General features: G+C 74.9%; 10 protein-coding genes. 7 read left to right on the forward strand and 3 right to left on the reverse strand.

Going from position 1 to position 14203, the window contains the following annotated elements:
* Positions 1 to 36: 36 nt before the first annotated feature.
* Positions 37 to 1344 (reverse strand): CapA family protein, encoded by a 1308-nt coding sequence (locus H9640_RS10345; protein WP_318243728.1) that lies wholly within the window; start codon positions 1342 to 1344, stop codon positions 37 to 39.
* Positions 1345 to 1481: 137 nt separating this feature from the next.
* Here H9640_RS10345 and pgsA point away from each other — a divergent pair, with 137 nt between their 5' ends.
* The 3 genes from pgsA (at position 1482) to H9640_RS10360 (ending at position 3256) form a co-directional block, all read left to right on the forward strand.
* Positions 1482 to 2081: a CDP-diacylglycerol--glycerol-3-phosphate 3-phosphatidyltransferase gene (pgsA, locus tag H9640_RS10350; protein WP_191790628.1), complete on the forward strand. Its 600-nt coding sequence runs from the start codon at positions 1482 to 1484 to the stop codon at positions 2079 to 2081.
* A gap of 10 nt (positions 2082 to 2091) precedes the next feature.
* Entirely contained in the window at positions 2092 to 2583 is a 492-nt protein-coding gene (locus H9640_RS10355) for a CinA family protein (protein ID WP_400275090.1), read from the forward strand.
* 325 nt (positions 2584 to 2908) lie between these two features.
* The gene (locus tag H9640_RS10360) at positions 2909 to 3256 is read left to right on the forward strand and encodes a helix-turn-helix domain-containing protein (protein WP_191790629.1); all 348 of its coding nucleotides are present in this window, start codon (positions 2909 to 2911) and stop codon (positions 3254 to 3256) included.
* Positions 3257 to 3266: 10 nt separating this feature from the next.
* On the opposite strand, the gene H9640_RS10365 is transcribed toward H9640_RS10360, so the two are convergent.
* Both H9640_RS10365 and H9640_RS10370 read right to left on the reverse strand, forming a co-directional pair.
* Positions 3267 to 4118, reverse strand: coding sequence for a DNA-formamidopyrimidine glycosylase family protein (locus tag H9640_RS10365; RefSeq protein WP_191790630.1), 852 nt, complete (start codon positions 4116 to 4118; stop codon positions 3267 to 3269).
* 42 nt (positions 4119 to 4160) lie between these two features.
* A complete protein-coding gene (locus H9640_RS10370; protein WP_318243729.1) occupies positions 4161 to 9209 on the reverse strand; it encodes an Lhr family helicase in 5049 nt (1682 codons plus the stop codon).
* Between the two features lie 174 nt (positions 9210 to 9383).
* On the opposite strand from H9640_RS10370, the gene H9640_RS10375 reads away from it, so the two are divergent.
* The 4 genes from H9640_RS10375 to recA all read left to right on the forward strand — a co-directional run bounded on the left by H9640_RS10375 (position 9384) and on the right by recA (position 14181).
* On the forward strand, positions 9384 to 9617 hold the full coding sequence (locus tag H9640_RS10375) for a DUF3046 domain-containing protein (protein ID WP_191790632.1): 234 nt from the start codon (positions 9384 to 9386) through the stop codon (positions 9615 to 9617).
* A 152-nt stretch (positions 9618 to 9769) separates the two neighbouring features.
* Positions 9770 to 11923: a phage holin family protein gene (locus H9640_RS10380; protein WP_191790633.1), complete on the forward strand. Its 2154-nt coding sequence runs from the start codon at positions 9770 to 9772 to the stop codon at positions 11921 to 11923.
* Positions 11920 to 12789, forward strand: a complete 870-nt coding sequence (locus tag H9640_RS10385) for an MBL fold metallo-hydrolase (RefSeq protein WP_318243730.1) — start codon at positions 11920 to 11922, stop codon at positions 12787 to 12789. Before H9640_RS10380 ends, H9640_RS10385 begins: the two co-directional genes overlap by 4 nt.
* 294 nt (positions 12790 to 13083) lie before the next feature.
* Positions 13084 to 14181 carry a recombinase RecA gene (gene recA / locus H9640_RS10390; RefSeq protein WP_191790634.1) on the forward strand — a complete coding sequence of 366 codons (1098 nt, stop codon included), beginning with the start codon at positions 13084 to 13086 and terminating at the stop codon, positions 14179 to 14181.
* Positions 14182 to 14203: the final 22 nt, after the last annotated feature.

Genomic DNA, 14203 nt, shown 5'->3' on the forward strand with positions numbered 1-14203 from the left:
GTCCCGGGGCCAGCGGCTGCGTACCGCGACCCGAGGTCAGGTCCCTGCCACCGGCGTCCTGACGACGCCCCCCGCAGCCCGGGACGTGACGGTCGGTGGCGGCCCCGACGCGACCGGAGGAGCGACGCGCTCGGGGGCGGCGTCACCCACCGCAGCCCGGACCCGGTCGTAGCGAGCGGAGAGGTTGGCGGGGCTCAAGGTGCGCGTGCCGTCGCTCGCGACGTCGGCCAGCGCCAGCACCGCGTGCCTGCCGAGCCGGTCGACCGTGATCGCCGTCCACTCGAAGCCGGTCACGCGGGCCGCGGCTCCCGCGGGCTGGGTGATGGTCGCGGTGACGAGCAGGCCCGAGTCGGTCCGCGCGTCGCAGCAGTCGCCGTCCTGGTTCGACACGTAGTTGCCGAGCCCGTACGCGACCCACATGCCCTGACCGTCGGGGCCACCGGGCAGCAGCGCGGTCGGCTGCGGGACGTGGGCGTGGTGCCCGAGCACCAGGTCCACCTCTCCCGAGGCGGCCAGGAACGTCGCGAGCCCGACCTGCTGGTCGGTCGGCGGGGTCGAGTACTCGACGCCCGAGTGCATGCTCACGATCACCAGGTCGGCTCCCGCCTCGCGGGCGGCCCGAGCGCGAGCGACGAGGTCGTCCTCGTCGAGGAGCGTGACGGACCACGGGGCCGAGGCAGGGACAGGCATGCCGTTGGTCCCGTACGTGCCGGCGAGGTGCGCCACGACGATCGACCGGCCCGCCCTCTCGAGCGTGTACAGGGCTGGAGCGGCGGCCTCCGCGGCGCTGCGTGCGGTGCCGACGTGCCCGAGTCCCGCGGCGTCGAGGGCGTCCAGCGTCGTGACCACGCCGCTCTCGCCCTGGTCCACGGAGTGGTTCGAGGCCGTGGAGCACCCGTCCCAGCCCTGCTCGCGCAGGTCGGTCGCGAGGTGCGCGTCCGCCGCGAACAGGGGGTAGCCGGTCGGTCGGACGCCGGGGGGCGTCAGGGGGACCTCGAGGTGGCACAGTGCGAGGTCGGCGCCACCGACCCAGGCGTCGGTACCGGCGAGGACGGTGCTGAAGTCGTACCCCGCGGCCGCGCGCGCCGACGTGTGGACGGGCAGGTGCGGCAGGACGTCACCCCCGGCGACGACCGTGAAGACGGCGTCGGGCTCCACGAGCGGTGCCGGCGGGACCTGCTCGGCCGTGACGACGAAGGGCGAGGGGAGTGCCTCGACCGGGCCTGCGCCGCCGGCGCCGAGGGCCAGCCCGCCCGCGACCACGACGGCCGCCGTCGCGAGCCCCACGGCGAGGAGCGCGACGAGGGGGCGGCTCTTTCCGCGGGCGCGCGCGTGACGTTTCACGGCGCCGAGAGTAGCGCCCCGGCGAGCGCCGAGCGGCATCCTCGAACCTCCGGACGGGAGGTCTGTCCGGTTGCGCCCGATCAGTCGGAATCTGGTCCTGGTCGGACGGGTGGGTGCACAGCGCCTACGCTTGTCGTGTGGTCACAGCCGTCCCGTCTCCCTGGAACTCCGCGAACGCGGTCACTCTCGCCCGGATCGCCGTGGTCCCCTTCTTCGCGTGGGCGCTGCTCGCCGACGGCGGGCACACGGTCACCTGGCGCCTGGTCGCGACGGCGCTGTTCGTCCTCGCCGCTGCGACCGACCGGGTCGACGGTTACCTGGCCAGGAAGTACGACCTGGTCACGGACCTGGGCAAGCTCCTCGACCCGATCGCCGACAAGCTGCTGATCGGGGCAGCGCTGGTGCTGCTCTCGGCCCTCGGCGACCTGCCCTGGTGGGTCACGATCGTCATCCTCGCTCGCGAGCTGGGGATCACGCTCATGCGGTTCGCGGTCCTGAAGTACACCGTGATGCCGGCCTCGCGGGGCGGCAAGCTCAAGACCGTCCTGCAGTCCGTCGCGATCTCGATCTTCCTGCTCCCGCTCGACCAGATGCCCGGCTGGATCACGGTGGTCGGCTGGGTCGTGCTCAGCGCGGCGCTGGTCGTCACGGTGGTGACGGGCGTCGAGTACGCGTACCAGGGGTGGCGCCTGCGTCGCGACGCGCTGCGTGCGGCGAAGACGGCCGGCCAGGACTGAGCCGGTATCCGTGGCGAGCGTGGACCTGACGCCTGCGGCCGACGCTGCGGACCTCCTGGACTCGCTCGCGTCGCGGGGCTGGACGCTCGCGGTCGCCGAGTCGCTGACCGGCGGGCTCGTCACGGCCTGCCTGGTGGCCGTCCCGGGGGCTTCCGCCGTGCTGCGGGGCGGCGTCACGGCGTACGCGACCGACCTCAAGAGGAGCGTCCTGGGGGTGGACGCGGACCTGCTCGCCGAGCGGGGCGCCGTCGACCCGGAGGTCGCTCGGCAGATGGCGCAGGGGGCGCGGCATCTCCTGGGTGCGGACGTCGGGGTCGCGACGACCGGGGTGGCCGGACCGGACCCGCAGGACGGCAAGGCCCCCGGGCTCGTCTACGTGGCCGTGTCGTCGCCCGAGCGGACCGAGGCCAGAGAGCTGCACCTCGCGGGGGACAGGTCCGCGGTCCGCGAGGCCGCGGTCGCGCAGGTGATCGAGCTCGCGCGACGCGTCGTCGCCGGGTGATCTCTGCGAGGTGCTGCGGCCGTCCGGACTTGCCCCGGGCTGGTCCGGACGAGGGCAAGCGCTGGTGAGTACGTGGAGAGTTCGTGAACTCCCGGCAAGGCCGTGGACGTCTCGCCGGTGCGGGAACAACGCTGGGAGGAAGCGCGTTGAACAGCACGTGATCGCCAAGAGGCCATTCAACAGATCAGCGCATGAGACAACCCCGGGTGCGGGGTACGGTAGGACGATCCCCACGCGAGGGGCGCGGGGAACGACAGGTCAGCGAACCACCACCGGAGCCAGGCAGGCTCCGACGGTCGCACGGGACACGGAAGGGGGCCGCCAGATGATTGTTCTTCGACGAGAGATCGGGGACGTGCTGCGAGACGCTCGCCAGCGACAGGGCCGCACCCTGCGAGAGGTGTCCTCGGCTGCACGCGTCTCCCTGGGATACCTCAGCGAGGTCGAGCGCGGCCAGAAGGAAGCGTCGTCCGAGCTCCTGGGCTCGATCTGCGAGGCGCTCGACATCCCCATGTCGATCGTGCTCCGTGAGGTCAGCGACCGGGTCGCCGTGGCCGAGGGTCTCATGATCCCGGACACGATCCCCGCGGACTTCGCCACGAGCCTCATGGGCCGCGGTGCTGCGGCAGAGAGCGCGCGACGCATGCGGGAGGACCTCCAGCCGGTCGGCTGACCGGGGGGCCTCAGGGCTTCTGACAGGTCGGACACCAGAAGATCGGTCGCTCGAACGGCGCCTCGTTCGCCCGAGCGACAGCGACGGGCGTGCCACATCGGTGGCACGCCCGTCGTGCTCTGCCGTGGACGTGGCGCCGCACGGTGCCCACGCCCTCCGCGACGCTGCGGAGCATGAGCCCTCGGGTCGTGCGCAGCAGGGCCTCCAGGTCGTGGTCGGAGACGTCGTCCACCGGGGTCCAGGGCCACATCCCCTGCGCGAACAGCCCCTCGGCCGTGTAGATGGTGCCGAGGCCCGAGACCCCCCGCTGGTCGAGCAGGGCGTCGGCGATCGGCAGCGGCCGGGCAGCGGCGACCCGCGGCCTGCCGCCGCCCACCGTGACCTGCGCGGGGAACCCGCCCTCGGCCGCCGCCGCACGGAGGCGGTCCAGTGCGAGCTGCACGCCCGTCGAGGGGGCCGTGAGGAAGTCCTCCGCGAGGATGTCGGGGCCCAGGTGTCCCAGGAGCAGGTGCTCGTCGCGCGTGCGCACGACATCGAGCATCCCGAGGCGCTCGCCCACGCACGTCCAGATCTCGTTCCCGAGGACGGCCCGCACGTCGCTTCCCCGAGCGGCCGCAGCGGCCGACCCGGTGCGGGCGATGCGCCACTGCCCTTCCATCCGCAGGTGCGTGTGCAGGGTCGTGCCGTCGTCGAGGCGCGTGAGGAGGTGCTTGGCATAGGCCAGCACCTCGGTCACCGTCCTGCCCGTCAGGTCGGTCCCGCCCGCCTCGGCCCAGCGCAGCTCGGCGCGGTCCAGCACCCGCCCGCTCAGCGCCGCGTCGAGGCGCTGAGCCGTGACCCGGACGACGTCGCCCTCAGGCACGGAGACCTTCCGTCCCGCGCGGGCGCGCGCCAGCCACGGACCTCATGCGCGCAGCCCCCGCGGCGTGGGCCGGAACCCGGCCTCCAGGAGCGCGGCGGTGACCCCGAACGCTCGCGACGCGGTGCTGCCCGCTCCCGCCAGGGCGTCGATCCCGTCGATCCGCCCGATCACCATCTTCCCGAGCAACCCGGCCCGCGAGGCGCGGGCGAGCTCGGCGCACGCCAGCGTGAGCCGACGGGCCGAGGACTCCGAGTCGTCGCCGAACGAGATGAGCGACCGTCCGCCGCGCTCGACGTACAGCACCAGGTCCCCGCCCACGAGCACGACGACGGAGCCCACCTTGCGTCCCGGGCGGTGCGTCGCCCGCGGGGCGGCTCGGGCCGTGCCCGCGGCGGGGGCGGACAGGACGGTCGTCGCGGTCGTCGCGCTCGCCGGCGCGGCGGTGGTCAGCGCAGGCGCCCTGCTCGCGGCGCCGGGCGAGCCCGGCACCCCGACACCGATCGGGGGCCCGCCCCCGGGTTCGTGCGGTACGCGGGGCTCGGGCCACGGCAGGGCTGCGCCGTACGGGTTGGCGGGGTCGGTCGCAGCGAGCAGCAGCGCGGCGAGCTCGCGGCGCCCGGGCGACTCCTCGGCGTGCTCGCGGTCCTGTGCGTCGGTGCGGAGCTGGTCGACCGCACCCGGCAGCGCGAACTGCGACCCGCCGAGGTGCTCGACGAAGTACCCGCGCCGGACCGTGCCCGTGGCCTCGAGCTCCGAGAGCACGCGGTAGACGCCGCGGAAGTAGTTGGTGACGCCCTCCGAGGGGGCCGCGCCCCGGGTCAGGACGCCGTGGCGGTCGAGCAGCACCCGGGTCAGGGCGTGCGTGCGGCGCGTGGGGTCCGGCTCGCGGGCCGGCAGGGCGGACCAGCGCCCGGAGCCACCGCGCAGGTCGCTCTCGCCACGGGCCGCCCCGTTCGTCCCCGCCCCGAGCGAGGCGAACCGTCCCCTGGCCAACGGGCGGGCGCGGACGGGCGCACGGGGTGCGCGGTGCGCGCCACCCCCGGGGCCGAGGCGGCTGCGCAGGGCACCGAGACCGTCGTTGGTGACCCACCCCGCCCACACGAGGTCCCACAGGGCCTCGAGCGTCGCCGCCTGAGATGCCCCTGCCAGCTCGGCGATGCGCGGCAGGAAGAACCCTCCCGAGCCGGTCAGCAGGTCGACGACGGCCCGGTGCAGGTCGCTGTCGAGCGGGCCGTCCTCCTCGAGCGGTGACGCGTCGGGGAGGGTGAGGGGCGCGGCGTCCGCGAGGTGCAGGCTCACGAGCCCGTCCTTGCCGCCGGGCAGCGACGAGTGCCCGCACCACAGGACCTCGCCCGTGGTGGTCAGCTCGTCGAGCAGCGCGGGCGAGTAGTCCGTGACGCGCGAGGGCAGGACGAGCGTCTCGAGGGCCGAGGCGGGGACCGCCGCCCCGGAGAGCTGCTCGACGACACGCAGCAGCCCGTCGGTGCCCCGCAACGTGCCGATCCCGTGCCAGCGCGGCAGGAAGACGCCCAGCGCCTCGGGAGCGACGGGCTCGACCTCGGCCCGCAGCGCTGCGAGCGACCGACGCCGCAGGGTCCGCAGCACCTCGGCGTCGCACCACTCCTCTCCCGTGCCGCCCAGCGACTCGGGGCGCAGCCGACCGCACACGAGCACGCGCGCGGCCTCGAGGCGGCGCAGCACCCCGGTGGCCACGGCCACCCCGATCCCGAACCGGGCTGCGACCTCGTGCGCCGAGAACGGGCCGTGCGTGCGGGCGTGGCGTCGCACCAGGTCGCCCAGCGGGTCGGGGACGGGCTCGGTGAACACCTCGGGGATCCCCGTGGGCAGGGCGACGCCCAGCGCGTCCCGGAGCCGCCCGGCATCCTCGACCACGGCCCACTGCTGCGCGGCGTCGTCGGGCACGCCGGCCAGACGCACCCCGATCACCCTGCGCGCCCTTTCCAGGGCCGCGAGCCATCCGGGCACCTCCTCGCGCACCTCCTCGCGCGTGCGGCGGCCCACCTCTGCGGCGGGCAGCGGACCCAGGCGGCGCAGCAGGTCCCAGACGTCCTCCGCGTGCCGCGCCTGGCGGCTCGGCACCAGGGCGCCGAGCTCGGCCTCGGTCCGCTCGACCGACTCCGGGTCCAGCAGGTCCGCGAGCTGCGAAGCCCCGCCCTCGGTGCCGAGCAGCTCGGCGAGCAGGGTCGGGTCGAGGGACAGCGCGGCCGCGCGGCGCTCGGCGAGGGGAGCGTCGCCGTCGTACAGGAACTGGGCCGTGTACCCGAACAGCAGGGACTGCGCGAAGGGGGACGGGGTGGGGGTCGTGACGTCGACCAGCCGGACCCGGCCCGCGGCCAGGTCCCGCATGAGGTCGGTCAGCGCGGCGACGTCGAAGTCGTCCTGGAGGCACTCGCGCGCGGCTTCCAGGACGATCGGGAACTCGGGGTACTCGCTCGCGACCGAGAGCAGCTGCGCCGAGCGCTGCCGCTGCTGCCACAGCGGCTGACGCTTGTCGGGGCGACGCCGGGGGAGCAGCAGAGCTCGTGCCGCGGCCTCGCGGAAGCGCGCCGCGAACATGATCGACCCCCCGAGCTCCGCGCGGACCTCGTCGAGGACCTCCTCCGGGGCGAGCAGCAGGTCCTCCGCCGTGACGACGGGCGACCCGGCGCCACCCGGCCCGGCAGCGTCGCCGGGGTCGTCGCCCCAGCCGCCGTCGCCCACGTCCGGCAGCCGGAGCACGATCCCGTCGTCGGAGTGCATCGCAGCGGCGTCCAGGCCGTAGCGGTCGCGCAGCCGCGCGCCCAGGACCAGCGCCCACGGCGCATGGACCTTGGCGCCGTAGGGCGAGTGGATGACGACGCGCCAGTCGCCCAGCTCGTCGCGGAAGCGCTCGACGACGACCGTCCGGTCGTCGGGCACGCGCCCCGTGGCCTCGCGCTGGCCGGCGAGGTAGGCCATGAGGTTGTCGGTGGCCCAGGCGTCGAGTCCTGCGTCGCGCAGGCGCTCCGCGAGGGGCCCGTCGGTCGCGGCCAACGTCTCGAGCTCGCGCACCCAGGCACCGACCGCCCGGCCGAGCTCGGCCGGGCGGCCGGGTGAGTCGCCCTTCCAGAAGGGCAGGCGTCCGGGGGCGCCCGGGGCGGGGGTCACGAGCACACGGTCCGGGGTGATGTCCTCGATGCGCCACGTGCTCGACCCGAGCGTGAACGTGTCGCCCACGCGCGACTCGTAGACCATCTCCTCGTCGAGCTCGCCCACGCGCCGCCCACCCCGCGCCCGGGAGCCCGTCGCGGCGCCCCCGGGCGGGTCGCCGACCACGCCGGCCGCGTCCTCGGGCCCCGCGGTCGTGGACGGGTCCGTCGCGAGGAAGACCCCGTACAGGCCCCGGTCCGGGATCGTCCCGCCGCTCGTGACCGCCAGTCGCAAGGCCCCAGGCCGTCCGCTGAGGACGCCCGACGTCCGGTCCCACACGATCCGTGCGCGCAGCTCGCCGAAGTCCTCGCTCGGGTAGCGGCCCGCGAGCATGTCCAGCACGGCGTGCAGCGTCGCGTCGCCCAGCGCACCGTACGGTGCGCTGCGCCGCACGAGCGCCGCGAGGTCCGCGACGGTCCAGTCGTCGAGCGCGACCATCGCGACGACCTGCTGCGCGAGCACGTCGAGCGGGTTGGACAGCACGTGCAGGTGCTCGATCTGCCCGGTCCGCATGCGGTCCGCGATGACGGCCGAGGGCACCAGGTCGCCCCGGAAGGTCGGGAACACCACGCCGTGCGACACCGCGCCCACCTGGTGCCCCGCTCGCCCGATGCGCTGGAGCCCGCTCGCGACCGACGGCGGGGCGCCGACCTGGACCACGAGGTCCACCGCACCCATGTCGATGCCCAGCTCGAGGGACGACGTCGCGACCACCGCGGGCAGTCGCCCGTCCTTGAGCTCGGTCTCGGTGCGGGTGCGCTCGGCGCGGCTCATGGAGCCGTGGTGGGCCCGGGCGATCACGGGGTCCGTGCCCGCGCTCGCGCCCGACTGGGCCAGGACCTGCGCGGGCTGGAGCGTCCCGACGTCGGGCACGTCCTCGCCCTGGCGCTCGGCCCAGACCTCGTTCATGCGGGCCGTGAGGCGCTCGGCCCCGCGCCGGGAGTTGGTGAAGACGAGGGTCGAGCGATGCTCGGCCACGAGGTCGACCACGCGCTCCTCGACGTGCGGCCACACCGACGGGCGCGGCGGACGGGCCGTGGCCGGACCCGAGAGGTCGGGCTCGCCGTCGGGCAGGGGCGCGAGGTCCTCGGGGCCCGCTGCCCTGCCCGGAGCCGGGGCGCTGCGCAGGTCGGCCAGGTCCGGGACGGGCACGACGATGTCGACCTCGATCCTCTTCTCCGAGGGCGGCTGCACGACGACGACCTCCCGCCCCTGGTCCTCCGGGCGGCGGTGGCCCGCGAGGAACGTCGCGACGGCCTCGACCGGCCGGACCGTCGCGGACAGGCCCACGCGCTGCGCGGGCACGGGGAGCAGGGCGTCGAGGCGTTCGAGCGAGACCGCCAGGTGCGCCCCGCGCTTGGTCCCGGCCACGGCGTGGATCTCGTCGACGATGACGGTCTGCACGCCCGCCAGGCCCGCGCGCGCCTGGGACGTCAGGACCAGGAACAGCGACTCGGGCGTCGTGATGAGGATGTCCGGGGGAGCGACCCCGAAGCGGCGCCGCTCGCTCGCCGGCGTGTCGCCCGTGCGGGTGCCGACCACGACGTCCGGGACCGTGGTGCCGAGCCGCACGGCGGCCTGCCGGATGCCTGCGAGCGGCGAGCGCAGGTTGCGCTCGACGTCCGCGGCCAGCGCCTTGAGGGGCGAGACGTAGAGGATCTTGCAGCGGTGCACGGGGTCCGCAGGCGCCTCGTCCGCGGGAGGGGAGAGCAGCCTGTCGAGCGACCACAGGAAGGCCGCGAGGGTCTTGCCCGATCCCGTCGGGGCCACGACGAGCGCGTGCCGGTCGCTCCCGATCGCCTCCCACGCGCCGGCCTGCGCGGCTGTCGGACGCTCGAACGCGCCCTCGAACCAGGCGCGGGTCGGAGCGCTGAAACCGGCGAGAGGGTCGGGGGTCGTCACCCCGCCATTGTGGGCGCTGCCACCCACAACCGCTCCCTGCCCGGCACGCACGCGGCGCGGACCCCGGGTCGGCCGGGCACGGAGGCCTCGTCGACCGGTCGACCTCGGGGTCGACGGCGGCCGGCGAGGCTCCGTGATGACGGGCGAGGTCCCGGGACGTGGCAGGCTGTCCCCGTGCGGTATCGAGAGTTCTGGCAGCTGGTGGACGAGGTCTTCGGATCGGCCTACGGTCGCGCCCTGACCCGGGACCAGGTGCTCAACGCCCTGGACGACAGGACGGCGGTCCAGGCCCTCGAGGAGGGCGTCGAGCCGCGCTACGTGTGGCACGCGCTGTGCGACGCGTTGGAGGTGCCGGACTCGCAGCGGTGGGGTACCGACAAGAACCGGCAGGCACCGCCCGCGCGGTAGGTGCGTCGGGCCGTGGTCGGGAGGTGTGCTGCCAAGAACCGGCAGGCGCCGCCCGCGCGGTAGGTGCGTCGGGCCGTGGTCGGGAGGTGTGCTGCCAGGAACCGGCAGGCGCCGCCCGCGCGGTAGGTGCGTCCGCGCGGCATCATGGCCGCATGAGGCACCGTCTCCCGTTCTCCGTGCACGACCTGACGGGGGCTCTCTGGTCGCTCGTGTCGACGACGGCGGGCCTGGCGCTCGCGATCTGGATCGTCCCCGGGGTGCGGATCACCTCGTGGTGGTCGGTGTTCCTCGCGGCGTTCGTGGTCGGTGTCGGCGACGTGCTCCTGCGACCGCTGTGGCGTGTCGTCGCGGGTCGTGCCGGCGTCCTGGGGGCGCTGGTGTCGGGGCTGGCCGGTCAGGTGCTCGTGGCGTGGCTCGCCCTGACGTATCTTCCTGGCTTCGAGACCGACGACTGGGGCGCTGTGGTGGCGGTGCTGGTCCTGGCGGCGTTCTTCATGGCTGTCGGCCGGTGGGCGATCGGTGCGAGCGACAACGAGTACGTGATCGACCACCTGCTCCGGCGCGCGCGCCGTGCACAGCGTGCCGCGGCGCGTCGAGCACGTCCTGGTGCCGGCGCGACGACCGACGGGCGCGCGTCCGGGCCCACCGACGGCCTGGCGGGCGGGCCGGGTGCACCGCGCGCGGGACTCCTGGTCGTCCAGCTCGACGGCGTCGCGCGCGAGACGTTCGACCACGCGGTCCAGGCGGGGCTGGCGCCGAACCTCGCACGCTGGCTCGGTTCCGGCTCCCACGTGCTCGAGTCGTGGTGGGCGCGCGTCCCGTCGACGACGCCGGCGAGCCAGGCAGGCCTGCTGCACGGGACGAGCGAGCACGTGCCGGCGTTCCGCTGGTGGGACCGCGCGCAGGGGCGTCTGGTCGTGACGAACCGGCCGGCGGACGCGGCCCAGGTCGAGGCGCTCATGAGCGACGGGCGGGGGCTGCTCGCGGACGGCGGGGTCGCGGTCTCGACCATGTTCTCGGGCGACGCCTCGACGAACCTGCTCGTCATGAGCCGGGCGGGTGCGGGCCTGGGGCCGGGGCAGCTCTTCGTGCACTTCTTCTCGAGCCCGTTCGTCCTGGTCCGGGCCCTCGTGGCGACGGTGGGGGAGTTCTTCAAGGAGCTCTACCAGGGGTGGCAGCAGGCCGTGCGCGACGTCGTGCCGCGCGTCTCGCGCCTGGGGGCCTACCCGGTCCTGCGTGCGGTCTCGAACGTCGTCCTGCGTGACCTCAACACCTCGCTCGTCGCCGAGCAGCTCGTGCGCGGGGCGCCCGTGGTGTTCGTCGACCTCGTCGACTACGACGAGATCGCGCACCACGCGGGGCCGCTTCGCCCCGAGGCGATGCGGGCGCTCGAGGGGCTCGACCGGGTCGTGGGCCTGTGGGAGCAGGTCGCGCAGGTCGCTCCGCGCCGCTACGAGATCGTCGTGCTGTCCGACCACGGCCAGTCGCTCGGCGCGACGTTCGAGCAGGTCGTGGGGCGTTCGTTCCTCGACGAGGTGCGCCGCCTCATGGCGGTCGTCCCCGCTGCGGGCGGGCGGCGCCGTCGGGCGGCCGGGGTGCGGTCGCCCGCCTCGGCGGACTCCGAGGCCTGGGGAGCGGTCAACACCGCGCTCAACGCGCTCGGGCGGGGTGGCGCCGAGGACGCGAAGGGCGGTCGCGTCATGGTCGGCCCCGACCGCGAGCCCGAGCCCGTGGGGCAGGGCGACCTGCCCGAGGTCGCGGTCGTCGGCTCGGGGAACCTCGGCCTCGTGTGGTTCCCGCGTTCGCCGGCGCGGCTCGTGGGCGACGAGATCCGGGCGCGCTGGCCCGCGCTCGTGCCGGGTCTGGTCGCGAACCCGGCCGTGGGGGTCGTCGTCGTGCAGGAGAGCGGTCCCGTGCAGGGTGAGGTGCCCGACGTCGTCGCGTACGGCCCGGCGGGCAGCCACCACCTGGTCACGGGTGAGGTCCTCGGGCAGGACCCGCTCGCCCGGTACGGGCCGCGGGCCGCGCCCGACCTGCTGCGGGCGGCCTCGCTCGAGCACGCGGGGGACCTGCTGCTGGTCTCGAGCGTCGACGACGCGGGGCTGGTCCATGCGTTCGAGGGCCTCGTCGGGTCGCACGGCGGCCTGGGTGGTGCCCAGAACGAGGCCATGCTGCTGTACCCCGCGAGCCTGCGCGTCGCGGACGGTGCGCGGGAGGACGTGGGCGGGACCCGCATGCTCGTGGGTGCCGAGGCCGTGCACGGCGCGCTCGTCGGGTGGCTGCGGGAGCTGGGGGTCAGGACGTGACGGGGGTCGCGCCCGGGCTGCGGGTCACGTGGCTGGGGCACTCGAGCGTCGTGCTCGACGTCGCGACGCCCGACGGGGACGTGCGCATCGTGACCGACCCCCTGCTCCGGCGCCACGCCGGGCTGCTGCGCCGGCGCGGCGTACGACCCGCCGAGGTGTGGCGCGGCGCCGACGCGGTGCTCCTCTCGCACCTGCACCACGACCACGCGGAGCTCGGCTCGCTGCGCCTCCTGGGCGACGCCCCGATCCTGACGGCGCCCGCGAACGCGCGCTGGCTGCGTGCGAAGGGGCTCCCCGGCGTGGGCCTCGGCGCGGGTCCCGAGCACGACGAGCGGCCCCTCGTGGGTCCCGTGCCGGGCCGCCCGCGCGGCCCCCTGTCGGTCGCCGCGGGCGGGGAGCACGGCACGTGGCACGACGTCGGGGCGCACGTCCGCGTCCACCTCACGCCTGCGGTGCACGGGCACCGGCCCATGCCGCACCGGCCCAACGCCGCGGTGGGGCACCTGGTGCAGACGGACCGCTGGACCCTGTGGGCCGTGGGCGACACCGAGGCCTACCCGGGCATGGCGCACCTGCCGGCGCTCGCGGGCGGGCAGGTCGACGTCGCGCTCGTGCCCGTGGCGGGCTGGGGGCCGCGGCTGTCGGGCGGGCACCTGGGGCCGGCCGAGGCCGCGCGCGTGTGCGCGGCCGTCGGGGTACGTGTCGCGATCCCCGTGCACTGGGGCACCCTGCACACGCCGGGTGGGCAGAACCTGCCGCGCGGCTGGATGGACCACGCGGGGGCGGCGTTCGCCGCGGCGGTGCACCGGTGGGCTCCCGGGACGCGGGCGGTCGTGCTGCGGCCGGGGGAGTCGTGGGAGGGATAGGCGCGGGTCGCGGGGTGGGCGCCCGGGCCTGGTCGTCGGGACGGCGAGGAGGGCGAGGGCAGCGAGGGCAGCGAGAGCGCGGCACGGGCGTCGGCGACACGCCGCACCGCGAGGGTTCTCTCGAACAGGTGTTCGGGTAGAGTTGTGCACAGCACGAGCTGACCGTCCGTCGTCCACAGGGAGGACCAGGGGGACGGTGGGTGTCAGTGGCGGCACGTACCGTCGGGACACGACACAGGCTTCCTGAACACACTCTCGGCACGGTTCCGTGCCCCGCACGCAAAGGTGAGCGACATGCCCGCACCCGCAGACCGCGAGAAGGCGCTCGAAGCCGCCCTCGCCCAGATCGACCGCAACTTCGGCAAGGGCTCGGTGATGCGCCTCGGCGAGGAGGGGCGTGCGCCCGTCGAGGTGATCCCCACCGGGTCGATCGCCCTGGACATCGCGCTCGGCATCGGCGGACTCCCGCGCGGTCGCGTCGTGGAGATCTACGGCCCCGAGTCCAGCGGCAAGACGACCGTCGCCCTGCACGCCGTCGCGAGCGCGCAGCGAGCCGGCGGTATCGCGGCGTTCATCGACGCCGAGCACGCGCTGGACCCCGAGTACGCGAAGAAGCTGGGCGTCGACACCGACGCGCTGCTCGTCTCGCAGCCGGACACGGGTGAGCAGGCCCTCGAGATCACGGACATGCTGATCCGCTCGGGCGCCATCGACATCATCGTCATCGACTCGGTCGCGGCCCTCGTGCCCAAGGCCGAGATCGAGGGTGAGATGGGTGACAGCCACGTCGGGCTCCAGGCGCGCCTCATGTCGCAGGCGCTGCGCAAGCTCACCGGAGCCCTGAGCCAGTCCGGCACCACCGCGATCTTCATCAACCAGCTCCGCGAGAAGATCGGCGTGTTCTTCGGCACGCCCGAGACCACGACCGGTGGCAAGGCGCTCAAGTTCTACGCGTCGATCCGCCTCGACATCCGCCGCATCGAGACGCTCAAGGAAGGTACCGACGCCGTCGGTAACCGCACGCGCGTCAAGGTCGTCAAGAACAAGATGGCCCCGCCCTTCAAGCAGGCCGAGTTCGACATCCTGTACGGCGTCGGCATCTCCCGCGAGGGTGGTCTGATCGACATGGGCGTCGAGCACGGCTTCGTGCGCAAGTCCGGGTCCTGGTTCACCTACGGCGGCGACCAGCTCGGCCAGGGCAAGGAGAACGCGCGCTCGTTCCTGCGCGACAACCCGGACCTCGCCAACGAGCTCGAGAAGCGCATCAAGGAGAAGCTCGGCGTGGGGGCCAAGGTCGACGCGCCTGCGGACCCCGCAGCCGCCGACGCACCGGCAGCGCCCGCAGCCCCGGCGGCGGCTCCGGCCGGTAAGGGCAAGAAGGCCGTCCTCTGATCGTCGACGACCCGCTGGACCG

Source organism: Oerskovia gallyi (assembly GCF_014836745.1).
Taxonomy (GTDB): Bacteria; Actinomycetota; Actinomycetes; order Actinomycetales; family Cellulomonadaceae; genus Oerskovia; species Oerskovia paurometabola.

Bases quoted from the DNA above. Each gene is read 5' to 3' on its own strand.
- H9640_RS10360 (WP_191790629.1), top strand. From the start codon at position 2,909: ATGATTGTTCTTCGACGAGAGATCGGGGACGTGCTGCGAGACGCTCGC.
- H9640_RS10380 (WP_191790633.1), top strand. From the start codon at position 9,770: ATGAGGCACCGTCTCCCGTTCTCCGTGCACGACCTGACGGGGGCTCTC.
- recA (WP_191790634.1), top strand. From the start codon at position 13,084: ATGCCCGCACCCGCAGACCGCGAGAAGGCGCTCGAAGCCGCCCTCGCC.